Raw genomic sequence first — 22090 nt, 5'->3', positions numbered from 1 at the left:
GCGATGGCGGACCCGGCCGGACCCGATCCCTTCGAGGCGGGCGCCGAGAGCGTCGCGGCGGGGCAGGGCGAGGCCTTCGTGGTGGATGTGGACGGCTTCGAGGGGCCGCTCGACCTTCTGCTGGCGCTCGCGCGCAACCAGAAGGTGGATCTCACCCGCATCTCCATCCTCGCGCTCGCCGACCAGTATCTCGCCTTCATCGAGGCGGCGCGGCGCGGGCGGCTGGAGCTGGCGGCCGATTATCTCGTGATGGCGGCGTGGCTTGCCTATCTGAAATCCCGCCTGCTGCTGCCCGCCCCGCCGCAGCTGGACGGGCCGAGCGCGGAGGAGCTGGCCGCCGCCTTCACCCGCCGGCTGCGGCATCTCGAGCGCATCCGCAGGGCGGCCGAGGAGCTGATGGCGCGCCCGCAGATGGGCCGCGACACCTTCCCCCGCGCCGTGCCGGAGGCGCCGGAGCCGCCGCGCGTCTATGTCTACACCGCCACGCTCTATGACCTCCTGACCGCCTATGCGCGCCAGCGGCAGACGCAGGCGCTCTCCCATGTCACGCTCAAGACCCGCGCCGTATGGTCGCTGGCCGACGCACGCGCGCGGCTGGAGCGGCTTCTGGGCACGGAAGCGGTGGGGGAATGGATGCGGCTCGATCAATTCCTGCTAGATTACGTAGCGGAGCCGGAGCAGCGGGCCACGGCGCTCGCCTCCAGCTTCTCCGCCAGCCTCGAGATGGTGCGGGAGGGCATGCTGGACATCCGGCAAGATGCGCCTTTCGCCCCGCTCTGGCTGCGTCCGCGCTCGCAGGAGCCGGAATTGCCGTTTGAGGCGCCCGATGCGGCGTCCGGAGAGGAGCGATGAGCCGTTCCGCACCGCGGATCGACCTGTTCGACGTGCGTCCCGACGACGAACGCGCGGTTGCGTTCGCGCGCGACCTGCGCGTCATCGAGGCGCTGCTGTTCTCCTCCCAGGGCCCGGTCGACCCCGCGGCCATGAAGCCGCATCTCTCGCCCAAGGCCGACCTCGACGCGCTGATGGAGGCGCTTGCCACCGATTACGCGCAGCGCGGCGTCAACGTCGCGCGGGTCGCCGGCGGCTACATGCTGCGCACCGCGCCGGACCTTGCGCACATCCTCGCCGGCCGCCGCCCGCCGGAGACGCGGCGCCTGTCGCGCGCGGCCGTCGAGGTGCTGGCCATCGTCGCCTACCACCAGCCGGTGACGCGGGCGGAGATCGAGGAGATCCGCGGCGTCTCCACCTCCAAGGGCACGCTCGACGTGCTGCTGGAAACCGGCTGGGTCCGCATGCGCGGCCGCCGCAAGGCGCCGGGGCGCCCGGTGACCTATGGCACCACGCCGGACTTCCTGGTCCAGTTCGGCCTCGACGCCGTGCAGGACCTGCCCGGCCTCGACGAGATGAAGGGCGCCGGCCTCATCGACGGCCGCCTGCCCGCCGGCTTCGCCATGCCGCTGCCCTCCGACGATCCGCACCTCAACGAGGACGAGGAGGCGCTGGAGCCGGAGCTTCTGGATTTCGCCCTGTCTCCGGCACCGGAGGATGCGGACACCGGGGAGCCGGACGAGCCGGAAGAGGCATGAGGGGAGGGACCGCCGGGTGCTGATCGACGCCATCGAGGAGGAGGATGACGTGCGCAGCCGCACCCCCGCCGCCATTGCCAAGGGTCTCGCCTTCGATCAGGTCGCGCTCGCCTATGCCGGCGTGCCGGCCGTTCGCGGCATCAGCCTGTCCGTTGAGCCGGGAGAGGTCTTGTGCCTGCTGGGGCAGTCCGGCTGCGGCAAGACCTCGCTGCTGCGGCTTGCCGCCGGCATCGAGCGGCCTGATTCCGGACGCATCCTGATCGACGGGGAGATGGTGGCGGGCCCCGGCGCCTTCGTGCCGCCGGAGCGGCGCGGCGTCGGGCTGGTGTTTCAGGACTACGCCCTCTTCCCCCACCTCACCAACCTGCAGAACGTGATGTTCGGCCTCGGCGCCCTCAAGCGCGGCGATGCGGAGCGGGAGGCGCGGCTGGCGCTGGCGCGGGTCGATCTGGCGGATCTGGCCGACGCCTATCCCCACGAGCTCTCCGGCGGCCAGCAGCAGCGCGTGGCGCTTGCCCGCGCCATGGCGCCCCGTCCCGGCATCCTGCTGCTGGACGAGCCGTTCTCCGGCCTCGACAAGCGCCTGCGCGACCAGGTGCGGGCCGACACGCTGGCCGTGCTCCGCGACGCGCGGGCCACCGCCATCATCGTCACCCACGACCCCGAGGAGGCCATGCGCCTCGCCGATCGCATCGCATTGCTGCGCAAGGGCGAGCTGGTGCAGCTCGGGGCGCCCGCCGAGCTCTATCGCCATCCCGCCGATCTCGGCGTGGCGCGCTTCTTCTGCGAGCTGAACGAGATCGAGGCCGAGGTGCGCAACGGCATGGCGATCACCCCGCTCGGCGCGTTCCCGGTTCCGGACGGCTTTTCGGGCGCGCGCGCGGTGGTGGCCATCCGTCCGCAGGGGGTGGCGCTGGCGCCCGCCGGCACAGGCGTCGCGGGGCGCGTGCTGGAGCGTCGCTATCTGGGTGAGCTCGATCTCGTGGAAGTGATCGTGGACGGCCTCGACCGCCCGCTCGTGATCCGCCTGAGGGATGCGGGAACCGCAGCGCGCGGCACGGAGATCGGGCTTGTGGTGGATCCCGGTGAAGTCCTTGTTTTCGCCGCGGGCGGGGCCTAGTGTCGCCGTCCGACGCCGCCCGGACGCTTGAGCGCCGCGGCACACAGTGTTCCTTGGAGGACGATTAGATGGGTTCGATGAGCATCTGGCACTGGATCGTGGTGCTGGCCGTGGTGCTCCTCCTGTTCGGTCGCGGCAAGATCTCCGATCTGATGGGCGACGTGGCGAAGGGCATCAAGTCCTTCAAGAAGGGCATGGCCGAGGACGATGAGCCCGCCAAGGCCCCGGCCGCCGCCCCGGAGGCCCCGCGCCCCCTGACGAGCCAGACCACCAGCGCCGCCGAGGCCGAGAAGAAGGCCGTCTGACGACGGCTTTCCCCTTAAACCCTTGAGGAGGGCGGCGGCTTCGGCCGCCGGGTGCAGGCGCTCATGTTCGAGATCGGCTGGTCCGAGCTGATGCTGATCGGCATTGTCGCGCTGATCGTCATCGGCCCCAAGGAGCTGCCCGGGGTGCTGCGCACCGTGGGCCGCACGGTGACGAAGCTGCGCCGCATGGCGGGCGAATTCCAGGGCCAGTTCCAGGAGGCGCTGCGCGAGGCCGACCTCGCCGACATGCGCAAGGAAATCTCCGACGTGACGGAGACCGCCCGCTCCACCCTCGCCACCTCCGAGATGTTCGACCCGCTGCGCTCCATCCGCGAGGAGATCCGCAGCACGGTGGAGAAGGCCGCGCCGGCTGCCGTCGCTTCCGCCGCGCTGCCGTCCCTCGGCGTGCCTGCGCCGGAGGAGCCCGCGCCCGCGGTTCCGCCCGAGCTGGATGATCCGCTGCAGGCGGTGCGGGACGAGATCCGCCGCTCCATCGCCAAGGTCGTCCCGGAAGCCGCGCCCGCCGTCACCGCGACGCCCGTCGCCGGCGAGAGCAAGAGCGCCGCAGGGAGCGCCCCATGAGCGACGCGGACGAGATCGACGCCTCGAAGGCCCCTCTGATCGAGCACCTGATCGAGCTGCGCGCGCGGCTCATCAAGTCGCTGGTGGCGTTCCTCATCGCCTTCTTCGTCTGCTTCGCCTTCGCCAAGCAGATCTACAACATCCTGCTGTGGCCCTATGAGTTCGCCTCCGGATTCGCGCCGGGCGTGAAGCTCATCTACACTGCGCCGCAGGAATTTCTGTTCACCCAGATCAAGCTCGGCATGTTCGGCGCCGCGTTCATCTCCTTCCCGGTGGTGGCGACGCAGGTGTACATGTTCGTGGCGCCGGGGCTCTACAAGCATGAGAAGGCGGCGTTCCGCCCCTATCTCATCGCCACGCCCATCTGCTTCCTCATCGGCGCGGCGTTCGTCTATTTCGTCGCCATGCCGCTGGCCATGACCTACTTCCTCGGCATGCAGCAGACCGGCGGCGACGGGAAGGCGGAAATCTCGCTGCTGCCGCGCGTGTCGGAATATCTCTCGCTCATCACCACGCTCATCCTCGCCTTCGGCATCTGTTTCCAGCTGCCGGTGATCCTCACCCTGCTCGGGCAGATCGGGGTGGTGACGAGGGAGATGCTGGTGAAGGCGCGGCGCTACGCCATCGTCGGCGTGTTCGTGCTGGCGGCGGTGCTCACCCCGCCGGACGTCATCAGCCAGCTCTCCCTTGCCCTGCCGACGCTGCTTCTCTACGAGGTGTCCGTCTATCTGGTGGGCATCGTCGAGAAGCGGCGGCTGGCGGAAGAGGCGGCGCGCAATGCGGCAGACGCCGCGACCGCCGACTGACGCGGACGGCGGACCTTCCGGACCTTTGGAATTCCTGGGGCGCGCCCTCCTCTCGCGCCCGTCGTTCGCCGGCCCCGCCGGGGCAGGGCGGCCGCCGGCTTCCGGCGGCGCGGCGGCGGGAGCGCGAGAGGCACCGCAGCGCCCGTCTCGCTGGGGAGCTTGCCATGCACGACATCAAGTGGATCCGCGATGAGCCGCAGGGCCTCATCGACGCGCTGGCGCGGCGCGGCAACCGCTCCGACGAGGCGGTGAAGGCGGCGGAATCGCTGGTCGGCAAGCTTGTCGCCCTCGATACGGCGCGCCGCGAGACGCTGACCAAGCTGGAAACCCTGCTCGCCCGCCGCAACGCCGCCTCCAAGGAGATCGGCGCCGCCAAGGCGAAGAAGGACGAGGCGGCGGCGCAGGCCCTCATGGCCGAGGTGGCGAAGCTGAAGGAAGACGTGCCGGCGCTGGAGCAAGAGGCCAAGCGCATCGAGGCCGAGCTGAACGGCGAGCTCGCCGCCATCCCCAACGTGCCGCTCGCGGAGGTGCCGCCCGGCGCCGACGAGCACGACAATGTGGAGAAGAGTCGCTTCGGCGCGCCCCGCACCTACAGCTTCACCCCGAAGCAGCATTTCGAGGTGGGCGAGGCCCTCGGCCAGATGGATTTCGAGACCGCCGCCAAGCTCTCCGGCGCGCGCTTCGTGGTGAACAAGGGCCCGCTGGCGCGGCTGGAGCGGGCGTTGGGCCAGTTCTTCCTGGACGTGCACACCAGCGAGCACGGCTACATGGAGGTCAACCCGCCGATCCTGGTGCGGGATGACGCGATGTTCGGGACGGCGCAGCTCCCGAAGTTTGAGGACGATCAGTTCTTTGTAAGTACAGTTGATGGGATTGAGGTTATATCGATTGAGACTAAAGGATTTGAGCCATCTTTGGACGAGTTTAAATCAAAACTGACGGAGGCAATGTCCTATCAGGGCCTCTGGCTCATCCCCACCGCCGAAGTCCCCCTGACCAATCTCGTGCGCGAGTCCATCCTCTCCGAGGAGGAGCTCCCCCTGCGCCTCACCGCCTGCACGCCCTGCTTCCGGGCTGAAGCCGGTGCGGCGGGGCGGGATACGCGCGGGATGATCCGCCAGCACCAGTTCACCAAGGTGGAGCTGGTCTCCATCACCACGCCGGAGAAGTCGGCCGAGGAGCACGAGCGCATGCTCGCCTGCGCCGAGGCGGTTCTGCAGAAGCTGGACCTCGCCTATCGCGTGGTCACGCTCTGCACCGGCGACATGGGATTTGCCTCGCAGAAGACCTACGACATCGAGGTCTGGCTGCCGGGGCAGAACGCCTATCGCGAAATCTCCTCCTGCTCGGTCTGCGGCGATTTCCAGGCCCGGCGCATGAATGCCCGCTACCGCCCGGCGGAAGGGAAGGGCCCGCGCTTCGTCCACACGCTCAACGGCTCGGGCGTGGCGGTCGGCCGCGCGCTCGTCGCCGTGCTGGAGACCTACCAGCAGGAAAACGGCTCCGTGGCCGTGCCGGACGCGCTCCTGCCCTACATGGGTGGGCTGAAGACCATCGAGAAGCTGAAGTGACTGCCGCCCGCCCTCCTGCGCCGGCGTGACCGGGGCACGAGGGCGGGTCGGCTTGCGGAACAGGGCTCCGCGGCGCCGCCGCCGGGCGAGGGCGCCTGCCAGCGGGCAGGGCGCCAGAAGGAAACGGACACGCCATGCGCATTCTGGTCACCAATGACGACGGCATCCACGCGGCCGGCCTCGAGAGCTGCGCCGCCATCGCGCGCACCTTCACCGATGACGTGTGGGTGGTGGCGCCGGAGTTCGACCAGTCGGGCGTCGCCCACTCGCTGTCCTTGTCCGATCCGCTGCGCCTGCGGCAGGTGGAGGCGAAGCGCTTCGCGGTGAAGGGCACGCCTACCGACTGCGTCATCATGGCCGTGCGCCACCTGATGGAGGACAAGGCGCCCGATCTCGTGCTCTCCGGCGTCAACCGCGGCCAGAACATCGCCGAGGACGTGAGCTATTCCGGCACGGTCGCCGGCGCCATCGAGGGCACCATCCTCGGCATTCCCTCCATCGCCCTGTCGCAGGCGTTCGGCATCAAGACGCGCGAGAACCCGAGCTTCATCACCGCCGAGACCCACGCCCCGCGCATCATCCAGATGCTGCTGGACGAGGGCATTCCCCCCGGCATCGTCATGAACGTGAACTTCCCCGACCGCGCGCCGGACGAGGTCACCGGCATCGCCGCCACCGCCCAGGGCAAGCGTGACCAGAAGCTCATGCGCATCGACGCGCGCCGCGACGGGCGCAACAACCCGTATTACTGGATCGCCTTCGAGCGCCGCATCTTCGAGACCGCCCCGGGATCGGACCTGCGGGCGCTGGACGAGGGGCGCATCTCCGTCACCCCGCTGCGGCTCGACATGACCGACGAGCCGCTGATGACCCGCCTCGCCCTGCTGTTCGACGGCAAGTAGGGTCGGGCCGGGCGGCCGCGGCGCCGGGGGCGATTCCCTCGGCCGGAGCCGGAAACCGTCTGACCCTGGGGCAGATGGCCGCTCCGGCCGCTGCGCCGGACCCGCCGGGAAGCGAGGCGCCGCCTTTCTTTTCAACAGGTCCGTGATCACGCTGGCCGCTCGTTTGCATTCGACGGGACGGCCGCTATAGTCCCGCGGCCTCGCCGGGCCCCCGGCGCGGCGGATCAATTCATCACAGACCCACGAGGACGCAGATGTTCATCACGCCCGCCTTCGCCCAAGGCGCTACCGGTGCCGGCGGCGGGGCCGACATGCTCATTCAGCTCGCCCCGTTCCTGCTGATCTTCGTGGTGATGTATTTCCTCATCCTGCGCCCGCAGCAGAAGCGCGCCAAGACGCATCAGGAAATGGTCAATTCCCTGCGTCGTGGCGACGTGGTCGTCACCGGCGGCGGCCTCGTCGGCAAGGTGACCAAGGTGATCGAGGGCGGCGAGGAGATCGAGCTGCAGATCGCCGAGAACGTGCGCGTCCGTCAGGTGCGCTCGCAGATCGCCACCGTCCGCGCCAAGGGCGAACCGGCCAAGGACGAGGCCTCGGCCGGTTGATCCGGCCGCCTCACGCTTTCTGAAAGACCGCGCGCGACATGCTGCACTTCTCCCGTCTCAAGACCGCGGCGATCCTTATCACGATCGCCATCGGCATCCTGTTCGCGCTGCCCAATGTCCTGCCCCCGAACGCGCTCGCCTACCTGCCTTCGTGGCTGGCATCGAGCCGCGTGACCCTGGGGCTGGACCTTCAGGGCGGCTCGCACATCCTGCTCGAGGTGGACGGGGCGGCGCTGCGCAAGGAGCGCGCGGAGCAGGTGCGCGACGACGTGCGCCGCGTCCTGCGCGACCAGAAGATCGGCTATTCCAACCTCGCGGTGCGCGACACCACCATCTCCCTGCGCCTGCGCGACCCGGCCGACACCCAGAAGGCCGTGGCCGAGCTGCGCAAGATGGCCGCGCCCGTCACCAACGCACTGTTCGGCAACAGCTCGGGCGAGATGGACCTCACCGTCTCCTCGGGCTCCGACGGCGCGGTCACGGTGCAGCTCACCGATGCCGGCCTCACCGCCCGCATGCGCGCCGCGGTGGACCAGTCCATCGAGATCATCCGTCGCCGTATCGACCAGCTCGGCACGGTGGAGCCCAACATCCAGCGCCAGGGCCTCGACCGCATCCTGGTGCAGGTGCCGGGCCTTCAGGACCCGCAGCGCCTGAAGAACCTGCTGGGCCAGACCGCCAAGCTCTCGTTCCGCATGGTGGACCAGTCCATGTCGCCGCAGCAGGCGCTGGAAGGCCGCCCGCCGCCGGAATCCGAGGTGCTGCAGGGCCAGGACGGGCATCCCTACCTGGTCGAGAAGCAGGTGCGCGTGTCCGGCGAGGATCTCGTGGACGCCCAGCCCGGCTTCGACCAGAACTCGCGCGAGCCCATCGTCTCCTTCCGCTTCAACAACAACGGCGCCCGCCGCTTCGCCGCCACCACGCAGGACGCGGTCGGCCGGCCGTTCGCCATCGTGCTCGACAATCAGGTGATCTCCGCTCCGGTGATCCGCGAGCCGATCCTCGGCGGATCGGGGCAGATCTCCGGCTCGTTCACGGTGCAGCAGGCCAACGACCTCGCGATCCTGCTGCGCGCCGGCGCGCTGCCGGCGCCGCTGACGGTGGTGGAGGAGCGCACCGTCGGCCCGAGCCTCGGCGCCGATTCGATCCATGCCGGCAAGACCGCCGCCTACGTGGCCGGCGGCCTCGTGACGGTGTTCATGGTCTCCGTCTACGGCCTGTTCGGCCTGTTCGCCCTGATCGCGCTGGCGGTGCACATCATCCTGATGTTCTCGCTCCAGTCGGTGCTGGGCGCGACGCTGACGCTGCCAGGCATCGCCGGCGTGGTGCTCACCATCGGCATGGCGGTGGACTCGAACGTCGTCATCTTCGAGCGCATGCGCGACGAGGCGCGCGAGGGGCGGTCCGCCATCTCGGCCATCGACAAGGGCTTCGTGAACGCGCTCGGCACCATCCTCGACGCCAACATCACCTCGCTGGCCACCGCCGTCATCCTGTTCCTGATGGGCGGGTCCGGTCCGGTGCGTGGCTTCGCGGTCACCTACATCCTCGGCCTTCTGACCACCATGTTCACCGCCTATACCCTGACGCGGCTCATGATCGCCTACTGGGTGAAGTGGCGGCGGCCGGCGAAGCTGCCCATCTGAGGTGCGCCGCACATGCCTTTGATCGACTACATTCCGGCGCAGACCAACATCCACTTCATGCGCCTGCGGCACTGGACGTTCCCGTTCTCCGCGGCCATGTCCATCGTCGCGGTGCTGCTGTTCGCCATCGTCGGCTTCAACCTCGGCATCGACTTCAAGGGCGGCACGCTCATCGAGGCGCAGACCAGCCAGCAGCAGGCCGACATCGGCGCCCTGCGCGAGCACCTGACCGACCTCGACGTGGGTGACGTGCAGATCCAGGAGTTCGGCTCCCCGCGCGACGTGCTGATCCGCGTCGGCGCCTTCGGCACCACCGATGAGGCGCAGCAGGCCATCCTCGCCAAGGTGAAGGACGTGCTGGGCGCGGAATACACCGTGCGCCGCGTGGAAACCGTGGGTCCGAGCGTGTCGGGCGAGCTGGTGCGCCAGTCCATCCTCGCGCTGGTGCTGGGCGCTGTGGCGGTGCTCGCCTATCTGTGGTTCCGCTTCGAATGGCAGTTCGCGGTCGGCGCAATCGTCACGACGATGCACGACATCTTCGTCACGCTGATGATCTATTCGGCGTTCGGCATTGATTTCGACCTGACGTCCATCGCCGCCATTCTCACCATCATGGGCTATTCGCTCAACGATACGGTGGTGGTGTATGACCGCATCCGCGAGATGCTGCGCCGCTACAAGAAGATGCCGCTGCCCGAGCTGCTCGACATCGCGGTGAACGCCACCTTCTCGCGTACCATCATCGTCTCCACCACCACCTTCTTCGCCACCCTCGCGCTGTATTTCTTCGGCGGCGAGGTGCTGCGCGGCTTCTCGCTGGCCATGACGGTGGGCGTGGTGATCGGCACCTATTCGACCATCTTCGTGGCGGCGCCCATCCTCATCCACCTCGGCCTGCGCGCTTCCACGGTCTCGGTCCCCGCGCGGGGCGATGGCGCGGATGCGGCCTCCGAGGCGGCGGCGCCGGCCGCTGCGGACAAGCCGTCCTCCGGCAAGCCCGCCAAGGCCTGAGCGGTGGCCGGCCCGCCCACCGCGCCGTTCCTGCCGCGACGGGTGCCGATCGACGGCTACGGCGACACCTTCTTCCACTTCGCCGGCATGTCGCATGCCGGCTCCATCCTGGCGCTGCCTTCGGGCATCCGCCCGTGGGCGCCGGCGCGCATGGCGGACGTGGACGCGGCAGCCTTTGCCCCGGTTGTCGCGGAGGCGGATGCGTTCGAGCTTCTCTTCCTTGGCACCGGGCGCGATCCCGCCCATCTGCGGGAGCCGCTGAAGCAGATCCTGCGCGATGCCGGCCTGCGCTTCGAGCTGATGCCGACCCCGCTCGCCGCCTCCACCTACAATGTCCTGCTTGCCGAGGGTCGCCGGGTGGGCGCGGCCCTCATCGCCGTCTAGGCGGCCCTCATGTCCCCGGACGCCGATCCGACCGAGCCAGACGCCGGTGCAGACGCGGCCGCGCCGCTGGACACGGCCTACGCCTATTGCGCCGATCAGGTGCGCACCGCCGACCGCGACCGCTTCCTGTCAGTCCTGTTCGCGCCGGAGGACAGGCGGCGGCATCTCCTGGCGCTCTACGCCTTCAGCCTCGACGTGGCGCGCGTGCGCGAGATGGTGCGCGAGGCGCTGCCGGGCGAGGTGCGCCTCGCGTGGTGGCGCGAGGTGATCGAGGGACAGGGGCGCGGGGCGGTGGAGGGGCACCCAGTCGCCGCCGCCCTGATGGACACGGTCGAGCGCTTCGCGCTGCCCCGCCGCACCCTGATCGCGCTCGTGGATGCGCGCATCTTCGACCTCTACGACGACCCCATGCCGGCTCTGGCGGATCTGGAAGGTTATGCGGGGGAGACCGCCTCGGCCCTGCTCCAGCTCTCCGCGCTGGTGCTGGAGCCGCAGGTGGCGGCCCGGGCGGGCGACCTTTCCGGACACGCCGGCGTCGCCATCGCCATGACGGGGCTGATGCGCGCCTTTCCCATCCATGCCGCGCGCGGGCAATGCTACCTGCCGCTCGACATTCTGGCGCGGCACGGCATCGACCGGGCTGAGGCTGTCTCCGGCACGCTCACGCCGCAGCTGACGGCGGCGCTCGCGGACTGGCGGGCCGAGGCTCGGCGGCACCTCGCGGCCGCCCGTGCGGCTGCCGGGGCCGTGGGTTCCTCCACCGCCGCCATCGCCGCGCCCTACCTGCCGCTCGCGCTGGTTGAAGGCGACCTGAAGACCCTGGCGCGGGTCAGCGATCCGTTCCGCGAGCTGGCCGGTCTCTCCCGCCTGCGCCGGCAGTTCGCCCTGTGGCGGGCGGCGCGGCGGGCGGGCGCCGGGAAGATCTGGTTCTGAGGGCGGCCCGCGGGGTCAGGCGGCCGGGCGGGTGATGCGGTCGGTGAGGTTGAGCCGCCCGCGCGCGATGTCCGCCACCTGAAGGCGCACCGCCTCCGATCCCGCCAGTTGGTCCAGCATCTCGATCTGGTTGCGGGCCACCAGCAGCAGCAGGTCGTCGCGCACGGCGCCGTCAGCCGAGCGGGGCAGGGCGGGCACCAGCTGCAGGTGGTCGAGGTGCGGCCGATCCGGCAGGGCGCCCGCCAGATGGGCGCGCAACGCCTCCACGGTCACCGGCGAGCCGGTCTCGACGAAGGCATAGAGCCCCACCTTGCCGCCCAGCGTCTGGAAATCCGACATGTGGACGTCCGCCACCGCCGGATGCGTCGCCAGCGCTGCGGCGATGCGCGGGCCGACCTGGGTCACCCGCGGGCCGCGGCCTTCGGTATCAGAATAGGAGAGGAGGCGCCGCGTGACGAAGCGGTAGACCTTCTTGCCTGTGGCCATCCAGATGCGCGTCGGCAGGCTCTTGGTGGCCAGCACCTTCTTCTCGCGCGCGGTGAGCGCCTCGGGGCAGTAGGTGCGCTTGTGCTTCAGCAGGTGGCGCACGTCCTCATAGGCCAGCACCCGGCCGATCTTCGAGCGGCGGCTGAACGGCAGCGCCAGCTGGAAGTCCATCAGCCATGCCTCGCCGTCGGCTCCGCGCAGCCAGTTCTGCTGCTTGGCGAGGTCGTTATGCACGTAGCCGGCGCGATGCAGAATGTGCAGCGCATCGCGGGCCGAGCGGAAGAAATGGAGGTCTCCGGTGGGCCGCGCGATCTGCAGCGGCGCGCCGTCGATCCAGCCGCGCACGAGGAAGCGATCGCCCACGGCGAGCAGCGGGGTGGTGACGCCGGTGCGCGTGACCTTTTCCAGCGCCTTGATCTCGTGCGCCGCCAGCTGCCGCGCGATGGGCGCGAGCCAGAGCGACACCTCGTTCCAGCGCCGGCGCACCGCGGGCCAGTCGCGGCCCTGCGCATCGGTCCAGGTGCCGCGCTCGACCGTGGAGAAGACATCGCGCTTCAGCACCGTATCCACCGCGAAGCGGGCGGGATTGGCACGGTACTCCACGGCGGACGGCAGGCTGACATTGCGCGGCATGCGCGCCTCTTAAGCCGCCGCGGCCGGCGTGTCGAGCCAGAGCGCCATGTGCGCAAGGGCGCGCGCGGCCATTGCCTTCTTCTTGGCCAGCGTCTTCTCGGCACCGCGCAGGCGCTTGCCGCCCTCGGCCTTGGGGGCCTCGTCGAGCGGAGGGAACAGGCCGAAATTCACATTCATGGGCTGGAACGAGCGCGGCGCGCCGGCTTCCTCCGCCTCCACGTGGCCGCCGGTGATGTGGGCGAGCAGCGCGCCGTGGGCCGTGGTGACGGGCGGCGGCACAACCGGCTGGCCGAGGCGCTCGGCAGCGGCGAAGCGGCCGGCCATCAGGCCCACGGCCGCGCTCTCCACATAGCCCTCGCAGCCGGTGATCTGTCCGGCGAAGCGCAGGCGCGGCGCCGCCTTCAGCCGCAGCGCGCCGTCCAGCAGGCGGGGCGAGTTCAGGTAGGTGTTGCGATGCAGCCCGCCGAGGCGCGCGAACTCGGCCTGCTCCAGGCCGGAAATCATGCGGAACACGCGCGCCTGCTCGCCATGGCGCAGCTTCGTCTGGAACCCGACCATGTTGTAGAGCGTGCCGAGCTTGTTGTCCTGCCGCAGCTGGACCACGGCATAGGGCTTCACGTCGGGCGCGTGGGGGTTGGTGAGGCCCACCGGCTTCATGGGGCCGAAGCGCAGCGTCTCGCGGCCGCGCTCGGCCATGACCTCCACCGGCAGGCAGCCATCGAAATAGGGCGTCTTCGTCTCGAAGTCGCGCATGGGCGCCTTCTCGCCGGCGATCAGCGCATCCACGAACGCGTTGTACTGCGCCTCGTCGAGCGGGCAATTGATGTAGTCGGCGCCCGTGCCGCCGGGGCCGGCCTTGTCGTAGCGTGACTGGAACCACGCCTTGCCCATGTCGATGCTGTCGAAATGCACGATGGGCGCGATCGCGTCGAAGAAGGCCAGCGCCCGTTCGCCGGTCAGCTCCAGGATCGCGTCGGCCAGCGCCGGGGAGGTGAGGGGGCCGGTGGCGATGATGGCGCTGTCCCACGCCTCGGGCGGCAGGCTGGTGAGCTCCTCGCGCCGGATCTCGATGAGCGGATGGGCCTCAAGCGCCTCGGTGACGCAGCGGGCGAAGCCCTCGCGATCCACCGCCAGCGCGCCACCGGCCGGCACCTGGTTGCGGTCGGCCGCCGACATGACGAGCGAGCCCGCCTGCCGCATCTCGGCGTGCAGCACGCCGACCGCATTGGCTTCGGCATCGTCCGAACGGAAGGAGTTGGAGCAGACCAGCTCGGCCAGGCTGTCCGTGACGTGCGCGTCGGTGGAGCGCTGCGGCCGCATCTCGTGCAGCACCACCGGCACGCCGCGGGTGGCAAGCTGCCAGGCGGCCTCGGTCCCGGCAAGGCCGCCGCCCACCACGTGGACAGGCTGGGGCTGGGCGTGATCGGGCATCGGTCCTCCAGATCGCGGGGCGCAACAGGCGCGATGGCGCCCGGCCGGCGGGAGGAGCCATGTGCCACAGGCGCGCGGGCGCCTTCAACCCCCGGCGCGGCGCAGGTGCCCCGCACAAACGAAAATGGCCCCCGATGGGGGCCATTTCATGCGCCCGGCGCGCTGCCGGACGGCGATATCGTGAACTTCAGACGCCAGCGGCCGCGTGACGGGCCACCGAGCGGATCTCGCTGCGGGACACGTTGATATCGGCAAGGCTGCGATCGTCGAGCTTGGCCAGCTCGGTGACGGTGCGGTTGTACATCTGCCACCGACGGAACTGGCGCGCCAGGAAACCCCAGAGCAACATTGGTCTTCTCCACTTGCGGACCACGCAACCGCGTGTCCGCCACTTTCGACCCACAAGATATGCCTTGATGCTGCGCTGCCGTAGAGCCGACTTTGCATTGCAGCAATGCAGGCGGCGCATGTTTAAGAAACCGTTCGCGTCCGGCGCGCCGCCGCATTTCCCACGCCCCGGATCGCGTCACGGTGGATCGGGACGGAGGGCTGCGGCCGCCAGTCCTCCGCCTCCGGGCGGCCCGGGGAGGCAGGGAGAGACGACAGGAGGAGCGTGACGAACGCAGGAGCGTGACAGCATCGTGGCGCCGGGTCGACAGGCTGGCTGAAGCAACGCCGCCCGAGCGGCATACCCAGCGCAGCGGATGTCCGGGCGCTGCCGAAAGAGCCACAGGGCTGTCAGCCAGGGCAGGGCCGCGGCAGGGCCCGCCCGCACATGCCGTCGAACGGACCAGCGTGGGCCGCAGCGGTGCCCCTCTCAAATGAAGAGCGACCGTTCCCGGTTCTGCCCCAGACAGCAGCCGGACACCGCGGCAGCGGCGACGCGGGGCGCCTATTCGGCGGCGGCCTTGCCACGCCGGCGGGTCGCGCCGCGCCGGGCGGCAGGCTCGCTTTCGGCGGTGGCGTCCGATGCGTCCGGCCTGGGCACAGTCACCTCGGCGGGCTTCCTTGCCTTGCGCGGCGACGTTCCTGCGGCGGAGGCTTCCACTTGCGGCAGGGGCCGGCGCGCGAGCACCTCGGCGAGAAAGTGTCCGGTGTGGGAGCGGGGGTTGGCAGCCACGTCCTCCGGCGTGCCGGCTGCGACGATCTCGCCGCCCCCGTCGCCTCCCTCCGGACCGAGGTCGAGGATCCAGTCCGCCGTCTTGATGACCTCGAGATTGTGCTCGATGACCACCACCGAGTTGCCCTGCTCCACCAGCTCGTGCAGCACCTCCAGCAGCTTCTTCACGTCGTGGAAGTGCAGCCCGGTGGTCGGCTCGTCGAGGATGTAGAGCGTGCGGCCGGTGGCGCGCTTCGACAGCTCCTTGGAGAGCTTCACGCGCTGAGCCTCGCCGCCGGACAGCGTGGTCGCCTGCTGGCCGACCTTGATGTAGTCGAGCCCCACGCGGTGCAGCGTCTCCAGCTTCTCGCGCACGGAGGGCACCGCCTTGAAGAACTGGGCGCCTTCCTCCACCGTCATGTCGAGCACGTCGGCGATGGACTTGTCCTTGAAGGTCACCTCCAGCGTCTCGCGATTGTAGCGCTTGCCCTTGCACACGTCGCAGGTGACGTACACGTCGGGCAGGAAGTGCATCTCGATCTTGATGACACCGTCGCCCTGGCAGGCCTCGCACCGCCCCCCCTTCACGTTGAAGGAGAAGCGCCCGGCCCCGTAGCCGCGGGCCTTGGCCTCCGGCAGGCCGGCGAACCACTCGCGGATCGGCGTGAAGGCCCCCGTATAGGTGGCGGGATTGGAGCGGGGCGTGCGGCCGATGGGAGACTGGTCGATGTCGATCACCTTGTCGAGGTGCTCCAGACCCTCCAGCCGGTCGAACGGGGCAGGGGCCTCGGAGGCGCCGTTCAGCCGCCGCGCCACCGCCTTGTAGAGCGTGTCCAGCAGCAGGGTTGATTTCCCCCCGCCCGACACGCCGGTGATGCAGGTGAAAAGGCCAAGCGGGATCTCGGCGGTGACATTCTTCAGGTTGTTGCCGCGCGCGCCGGTGAGCTTCAGCATCCGCTTCGGGTTCACCTTGCGCCGTGCCGGCACCCCGACGCTCAAAGCCCCGGTGAGGTAGCGCCCGGTCAGGGAGTTCGGGTCGGCCAGGATCTCGCCCGGCGTGCCCTGCGCCACGATCCGGCCGCCGTGGATACCCGCGCCCGGGCCCACATCGACCACGTGGTCGGCCGCGAGAATGGCATCCTCGTCGTGCTCCACCACGATCACGGTGTTGCCGAGATCACGCAAGTGCTTCAGCGTCTCCAGCAGGCGCGCGTTATCGCGCTGGTGGAGACCGATGGAGGGCTCGTCCAGCACATAGAGCACCCCGGTGAGGCCGGAGCCGATCTGCGAGGCCAGCCGGATGCGCTGGCTCTCGCCGCCGGAAAGCGTCCCGGAGGCGCGCGCCAGCGTCAGGTACTCCAGCCCCACATCCAGCAGGAAGCGGAGCCGCTCGCGGATCTCCTTCAGGATTCGCCCGGCGATCTCGTTCTGCTTGGCGGAGAGGTGGGCGGGCAGATCCTCGAACCAGGCGGCTGCCGCCCGCACCGAAAGCTGTCCCACCGCGCCGATGTGCCGGTCCGCCACGCGCACCGCGAGCGCTTCCGGCTTCAGGCGGAAGCCGCCGCAGGCCTGGCACGGCACGGTGGAGAAATACTTGGAAATCTCCTCGCGCGCCCAGTCGCTGTCGGTTTCCTTCCAGCGCCGGTCGAGATTGCGCACCACCCCCTCGAAGGTCTTCGATGTCTCGTACGCGCGCAGCCCGTCCTCATAGGCGAAGGTGATCTTCTCTTCGCCCGAGCCGTAGAGGAGCACCTGCTTGGCCGTCTCGGGCAGGTCGATGAACGGCACGTTGAGCTTGAAGTGGTAATGCTTCGCCAGCGCGTCGAGCGTCTGGCCGTAATAGGGCGAGGTGGACTTCGCCCACGGGGCGATGGCGCCCTGCTTCAGCGACCGGCTCTTGTCCGGCACCACGAGGTCCGGATCGATGGTCTGCTCCACGCCGAGGCCGTCGCAGGCCGGGCAGGCGCCGAACGGGTTGTTGAAGGAGAACAGCCGCGGCTCGATCTCGGGGATGGTGAAGCCGGAGACCGGGCAGGCGAATTTTTCCGAGAACAGGATTCGCCGCGGTGCGCCGTGCTCGTCCTTCTCGTCGGCGAACTCGGCGACCGCAATACCATCGGCGAGCCCCAGCGCTGTCTCGAAGCTGTCGGCGAGGCGGGTCGCGAGGTCCGCGCGCACGACGATGCGATCCACCACGACGTCGATGTCGTGCTTGAACTTCTTGTCCAGCGCCGGCGCCTCGGCGATCTCGTGGAACGCGCTGTCGATCTTGACCCGCTGGAAACCCTTCTTCATCCACTCGGCGAGCTCCTTGCGGTACTCGCCCTTCCGCCCGCGCACCACCGGCGCGAGGATGTAGAGGCGCGTGCCCTCGGGCAGCGCGAGCGTGCGGTCGACCATCTGGGAGACGGTCTGGCTCTCGATCGGCAGGCCGGTCGCGGGGGAATAGGGAATGCCCGTGCGCGCCCAGAGCAGACGCATGTAATCATAGATCTCGGTCACCGTGCCCACGGTGGAGCGCGGGTTCCGCGATGTGGTCTTCTGCTCGATGGAGATGGCCGGGGAGAGACCGTCGATCTGGTCCACGTCCGGCTTCTGCATCATCTCCAGGAACTGGCGCGCATAGGCCGAAAGGCTTTCCACATAGCGCCGCTGGCCTTCCGCATAGATGGTGTCGAAGGCCAGCGAGCTCTTGCCCGAGCCGGACAGGCCGGTGAACACGACGAGGCTGTCGCGCGGGATCTCGAGATCGACATTCTTGAGATTGTGCTCGCGCGCGCCGCGCACGGTGAGCATGCGGGCGTCCCGCCGGGCGGCAGGTTCAGGGGCGGCCGATTGCGGAGCGGCGGTCCGCGGGAGGGAAGCGCGATCAGACATGGAATCCCAAAGGCGCCGCGCGGCGCCGAGACATCAGGAAAGGAAGGGCGAGGACCCCGCGCGGCGCGCCGGAACTGGCGCCCATGCGACGGCGTAGCGAACCGTCCGGCGGCGTGACGTCGTCTTCAGCCGCGATCTCGTTTCGCTCATGGTCATGCCCCGAATGTAATGGACGGTGTGCGATGCGGTAGAGAACATAACCGGAACTTTTCCGGGGCGCCAGTCAAAAACACGCTTGCGGACGTGGTAGTGAACGGTTAGAACGCAACGGGAACATGTGCTCCGTCGCGATTGTACGTTGCGATGCGTCTCGTGGTTCACAGGCGCTCGGATCGCCGTTTGGGTCCCGCGGCAGTGGACAAGTGCGGATTTCACCGTCGCGCCTTACGTCGGGCGCTGTAGGGTGCGCAGCCTGGATTTCTGGAAGGAAGAGGAGCGGCGGGATGGCCGGCAGCGTCAACAAGGTGATCCTGATCGGCAATCTGGGGCGCGACCCGGAGGTGAAGTCGTTCCAGAACGGCGGCCGCGTCTGCAACCTGTCCATCGCCACTTCCGAGAACTGGCGCGACAAGGCCTCCGGCGAGCGCCGTGAGCGCACCGAGTGGCACCGCGTGGTGATCTTCAACGAGAACCTGGTGGGTGTGGCCGAGCGGTTCCTGAAAAAGGGATCGAAGGTCTACATCGAGGGCCAGCTCGAGACCCGCAAGTATGAGAAGGACGGTCGCGAGACCTACACCACCGAGGTGGTGCTGCGGCCCTATCGCGGCGAGCTGACGCTGCTGGACGGCCGCGGCGAGGGCGGCGGCGCCGAGGAGTACGGCGGCGGCTATTCCGGCGGCGGGGCCGACTTCGGCTCGTCGAGCCCGATGGGCGGCGGTGGCGGTGGCTTCGGGGGTGGCGGTCGGCGCTCCGGGCCGTCGGGTGGCGGGTCCGGCGGCGGGCGCCCTGTCGCCAATGACATGGACGACGAAATCCCGTTCTGACGGTCCGTACGCCCGCGCAGCCCACCGATCCGGCGGAGGGGGATGCAGGTGGCGGTGTGCATGCTTCCGGCACCGTCGGGCGAAGGCCTGTCGGCGCCGTAGAGGTGGCGCGGCACGACGTTTTCGCGATGCGACGGGGTCAGGCAGCCCGGTGTTCCGGTTCGTCTTGGCCGCGGCCCGATTGGCGTGCGGGGGCTGTTCTGACGCAAAATCGACAGAATGTGCCGCGATCGCCGAAATCACCCGCGTAAGATATTGAATTTAAATGAGAAAAATTGACCGGACGGCGGGGGTTTCGCTGGCGTCCGCCGGGTGAATCGGCTAGAAGGAGACACCCCGTTTTATCAGGCGAGTACTGACTTTTGGCCGATCACGAGACGCCGAAGCCCGGCGGCGAGCCGCCGTCCGATATCCGGCCCGTTTCCATCACGGACGAGCTTTCCCGCTCCTATCTCGATTACGCCATGAGCGTCATCGTCGCGCGGGCCCTGCCCGATGTCCGCGACGGTCTGAAGCCCGTGCATCGGCGCATCCTGTTCTCCATGCACGAGAACGGTTACGAGTGGAACAAGCAGTACCGCAAGTCGGCCCGCGTGGTCGGCGACGTGATCGGTAAGTATCACCCCCACGGCGACCAGTCGGTCTATGACGCTTTGGTGCGCATGGCGCAGACCTTCGCCATGCGGGTGCCGCTGGTGGACGGCCAGGGCAATTTCGGCTCGCTCGACGGCGATGCCCCCGCGGCGATGCGCTACACCGAGGTGCGGCTGGAGAAGGTCACGAGCATGCTGCTCGATGACCTCGACAAGGATACGGTCGACTATCAGGACAATTACGACAGCAGCGAGCGCGAGCCGAGCGTCCTGCCGGCCAAGTTCCCCAACCTGCTGGTGAACGGCGCGGGCGGCATCGCGGTCGGCATGGCCACCAACATCCCGCCGCACAATCTGGGCGAGGTGATCGACGCCACCGTCGCGCTGCTCGACGACCCGACGCTGGAGCCCGAGGCGCTGCTCGACCTGCTGCCCGGCCCGGACTTTCCCACCGGCGCGCTGATCCTCGGTCGCACGGGCATCCGGCAGGCCTATCTCACCGGCCGCGGCTCGATCCTGATGCGCGCGAAGGTCGCCATCGAGACCGTGCGCAAGGAGCGCGAAGCGCTCATCGTCACCGAGATTCCCTATCAGGTGAACAAGGCGACGATGATCGAGAAGATCGCGGACCTGGTGCGCGAGAAACGCATCGAGGGCATCGCCGAGATCCGTGACGAGAGCGACCGCGACGGCGTGCGCGTGGTGATCGAGGTCAAGCGCGACGCCCAGGCGGACGTGGTGCTCAACAACCTCTACCGCCAGACGCTGCTGCAGACCTCGTTCGGCGTGAACATGGTGGCCCTGTCCGGCGGCAAGCCGGGCGTGCTGGCGCTGCACGACATCCTCACCGCCTTCATCGCCTTCCGCGAGGAGGTGGTGAGCCGGCGGACCAAGTTCCTGCTGCGCAAGGCGCGCGACCGCGCCCATGTGCTGGTGGGCCTTGCCATCGCCGTCGCCAACATCGACGAGGTGATCCGCCTCATCCGCACCGCGCCGGACCCGGCGAGCGCGCGCGAGGCGCTCATGGGCCGCGACTGGCCGGCCAAGGACATGGCGCCGCTCATCGCGCTGATCGCCGACCCGCGCCACAAGCTGAACGACGATGGCACCTATCGCCTCTCCGAGGTGCAGGCCCGCGCGATCCTCGACCTGCGGCTGCAGCGCCTCACCGCGCTGGGCCGCGACGAGATCGCCGACGAGCTGGACAAGCTGGCCGCCGAGATCGCGGACTATCTGGACATTCTCGCCAGCCGGCCGCGCATGCGCGGCATCATCCGCGACGAGCTGAACGCCATCAAGGCCGAGTTCGGCACCCCGCGCCGCACCGAGATCATCGAGGGCTTCGGCGACCTCGATGACGAGGACCTGATCCAGCGCGAGGAGATGGTGGTCACCGTCTCCCACGCCGGCTACATCAAGCGCGTGCCCCTCTCCACCTACCGCGCCCAGCGCCGCGGCGGGAAGGGGCGCTCGGCCATGCAGACGCGCGACGAGGATTTCGTCACCCGCCTGTTCGTGGCCTCCACCCACGCGCCGGTGCTGTTCTTCTCCTCCAAGGGGCAGGTCTACAAGCTCAAGGTGTGGCGCCTGCCGCTGGCGGCGCCGCAGGCGCGCGGCAAGGCGCTCATCAACATCCTGCCGCTGGAGAGCGACGAGCGGATCACGTCGGTTGTGCTTCTGCCGGAGGACGATGCGGAGAACGAGCGCCTGCAGATCATGTTCGCCACCACCGGCGGCACGGTGCGGCGCAATGCGCTGACCGATTTCCAGCAGGTGAACCGCAACGGCAAGATCGCCATGAAGCTTGCCGCCGGCGAGGCCATCGCCGACGTGGGGCTCTGCACCGAGGCGGACGACGTGCTGCTGACCACCGCGGCCGGCGCCTGCATCCGCTTCCCCGCAACCGAGGTGCGCCTGTTCAAGGGCCGCGACAGCGTGGGCGTGCGCGGCATCCGGCTGGAGCAGGGCGACAGCGTCATCTCCATGGCCATCATCCGCCATGTGGACGCGGACGCTGAGGAGCGGCTCGCCTACATCAAGATGAGCCGGCGGGTGCGCGGCGAATCCGGCGAGGCGGCGGACGTCGACACGGACGAGGCGGCGGTCGGCAGCGGCCAGCTGAGCCAGGAGCGCTACGCCGCCATGGGCGCCGCCGAGCAGTTCATCCTGACCGTCTCCGAGAATGGCTACGGCAAGCGCACCTCGTCGTTCGAGTACCGGGTGACCGGCCGCGGCGGCAAGGGCATCGTCGCCATGGCGGTGAACGAGCGCAACGGCCGCCTCGTCGCCTCCTTCCCGGTGGAGGACGCCGACCAGATCATGCTGGTCACCGATGGCGGGCAGCTCATCCGCTGCCCGGTGGACGGCATCCGCATCGTCGGCCGCGCCAGCCAGGGCGTCATCGTGTTCAATACCGCGGAGGGCGAGCGCGTCGTCTCGGTGGAGCACATCAGCGACGATGCCGGCGGCGAGGGCGATGGCGAAGCGGGTGACGAGGCGGGCGCGCCGGAGGCCTGAGCGGGTGGCGGCCCGGA

Annotated in this window: 19 protein-coding genes; 15 read left to right on the top strand and 4 right to left on the bottom strand. The window is 69.3% G+C overall.

Annotated elements, in window-relative coordinates:
- Positions 1-3 precede the first annotated feature (3 nt).
- From V5F49_RS00525 to V5F49_RS00465, 13 genes are all read left to right on the top strand, one after another.
- Positions 4-852, top strand: a complete 849-nt coding sequence (locus V5F49_RS00525) for a segregation and condensation protein A (RefSeq protein ID WP_394116479.1) — start codon at positions 4-6, stop codon at positions 850-852.
- A complete protein-coding gene (scpB, locus tag V5F49_RS00520) occupies positions 849-1589 on the top strand; it encodes an SMC-Scp complex subunit ScpB (RefSeq protein WP_394116480.1) in 741 nt (246 codons plus the stop codon). The genes V5F49_RS00525 and scpB overlap by 4 nt, the downstream gene beginning before the upstream one ends.
- Positions 1590-1605: 16 nt before the next feature.
- Entirely contained in the window at positions 1606-2709 is a 1104-nt protein-coding gene (locus V5F49_RS00515) for an ABC transporter ATP-binding protein (protein WP_394116481.1), read from the top strand.
- Positions 2710-2777: 68 nt separating this feature from the next.
- The gene (locus V5F49_RS00510; protein ID WP_394116482.1) at positions 2778-3014 is read left to right on the top strand and encodes a twin-arginine translocase TatA/TatE family subunit; all 237 of its coding nucleotides are present in this window, start codon (positions 2778-2780) and stop codon (positions 3012-3014) included.
- 63 nt (positions 3015-3077) lie between these two features.
- The gene (tatB, locus tag V5F49_RS00505; protein WP_394116483.1) at positions 3078-3596 is read left to right on the top strand and encodes a Sec-independent protein translocase protein TatB; all 519 of its coding nucleotides are present in this window, start codon (positions 3078-3080) and stop codon (positions 3594-3596) included.
- Positions 3593-4402 carry a twin-arginine translocase subunit TatC gene (gene tatC / locus V5F49_RS00500; protein ID WP_394116484.1) on the top strand — a complete coding sequence of 270 codons (810 nt, stop codon included), beginning with the start codon at positions 3593-3595 and terminating at the stop codon, positions 4400-4402. Before tatB ends, tatC begins: the two co-directional genes overlap by 4 nt.
- Before the next feature lie 164 nt (positions 4403-4566).
- Positions 4567-5973, top strand: a complete 1407-nt coding sequence (serS, locus tag V5F49_RS00495) for a serine--tRNA ligase (RefSeq protein WP_394116485.1) — start codon at positions 4567-4569, stop codon at positions 5971-5973.
- A 134-nt stretch (positions 5974-6107) separates the two neighbouring features.
- Entirely contained in the window at positions 6108-6875 is a 768-nt protein-coding gene (gene surE / locus V5F49_RS00490; protein WP_394116486.1) for a 5'/3'-nucleotidase SurE, read from the top strand.
- 254 nt (positions 6876-7129) lie between these two features.
- Positions 7130-7480 carry a preprotein translocase subunit YajC gene (gene yajC / locus V5F49_RS00485; protein ID WP_394116487.1) on the top strand — a complete coding sequence of 117 codons (351 nt, stop codon included), beginning with the start codon at positions 7130-7132 and terminating at the stop codon, positions 7478-7480.
- Positions 7481-7518: 38 nt separating this feature from the next.
- Positions 7519-9126 (top strand): protein translocase subunit SecD, encoded by a 1608-nt coding sequence (gene secD / locus V5F49_RS00480; protein WP_394116488.1) that lies wholly within the window; start codon positions 7519-7521, stop codon positions 9124-9126.
- A 12-nt stretch (positions 9127-9138) separates the two neighbouring features.
- Positions 9139-10137 (top strand): protein translocase subunit SecF, encoded by a 999-nt coding sequence (gene secF / locus V5F49_RS00475; RefSeq protein ID WP_394116489.1) that lies wholly within the window; start codon positions 9139-9141, stop codon positions 10135-10137.
- Between the two features lie 3 nt (positions 10138-10140).
- Positions 10141-10521 (top strand): Mth938-like domain-containing protein, encoded by a 381-nt coding sequence (locus V5F49_RS00470; protein WP_394116490.1) that lies wholly within the window; start codon positions 10141-10143, stop codon positions 10519-10521.
- A gap of 9 nt (positions 10522-10530) precedes the next feature.
- On the top strand, positions 10531-11454 hold the full coding sequence (locus tag V5F49_RS00465; RefSeq protein WP_394116491.1) for a phytoene/squalene synthase family protein: 924 nt from the start codon (positions 10531-10533) through the stop codon (positions 11452-11454).
- A 15-nt stretch (positions 11455-11469) separates the two neighbouring features.
- Here the strand turns inward: V5F49_RS00465 and V5F49_RS00460 are convergent, their stop codons facing one another.
- From V5F49_RS00460 to uvrA, 4 genes are all read right to left on the bottom strand, one after another.
- Positions 11470-12573, bottom strand: coding sequence for a serine/threonine protein kinase (locus V5F49_RS00460; protein WP_394116492.1), 1104 nt, complete (start codon positions 12571-12573; stop codon positions 11470-11472).
- 9 nt (positions 12574-12582) lie between these two features.
- A complete protein-coding gene (gene trmFO / locus V5F49_RS00455; protein ID WP_394116493.1) occupies positions 12583-14004 on the bottom strand; it encodes a methylenetetrahydrofolate--tRNA-(uracil(54)-C(5))-methyltransferase (FADH(2)-oxidizing) TrmFO in 1422 nt (473 codons plus the stop codon).
- 187 nt (positions 14005-14191) lie between these two features.
- On the bottom strand, positions 14192-14353 hold the full coding sequence (locus V5F49_RS00450; protein ID WP_394116494.1) for a DUF1127 domain-containing protein: 162 nt from the start codon (positions 14351-14353) through the stop codon (positions 14192-14194).
- 543 nt (positions 14354-14896) lie between these two features.
- Positions 14897-17899, bottom strand: coding sequence for an excinuclease ABC subunit UvrA (gene uvrA / locus V5F49_RS00445; RefSeq protein WP_394116495.1), 3003 nt, complete (start codon positions 17897-17899; stop codon positions 14897-14899).
- A 524-nt stretch (positions 17900-18423) separates the two neighbouring features.
- Between uvrA and ssb the strand changes: the two genes are divergently transcribed.
- The gene (gene ssb / locus V5F49_RS00440) at positions 18424-18963 is read left to right on the top strand and encodes a single-stranded DNA-binding protein (protein WP_394116496.1); all 540 of its coding nucleotides are present in this window, start codon (positions 18424-18426) and stop codon (positions 18961-18963) included.
- 362 nt (positions 18964-19325) lie between these two features.
- Entirely contained in the window at positions 19326-22073 is a 2748-nt protein-coding gene (gene gyrA, locus V5F49_RS00435) for a DNA gyrase subunit A (protein WP_394116497.1), read from the top strand.
- The last annotated feature ends 17 nt before the right edge of the window (positions 22074-22090 follow it).

Origin of the sequence: Xanthobacter lutulentifluminis, from assembly GCF_043194675.2 — a bacterium.
GTDB lineage: Bacteria > Pseudomonadota > Alphaproteobacteria > Rhizobiales > Xanthobacteraceae > Xanthobacter.
This window is presented reverse-complemented; position numbering and strand designations above follow the sequence as displayed.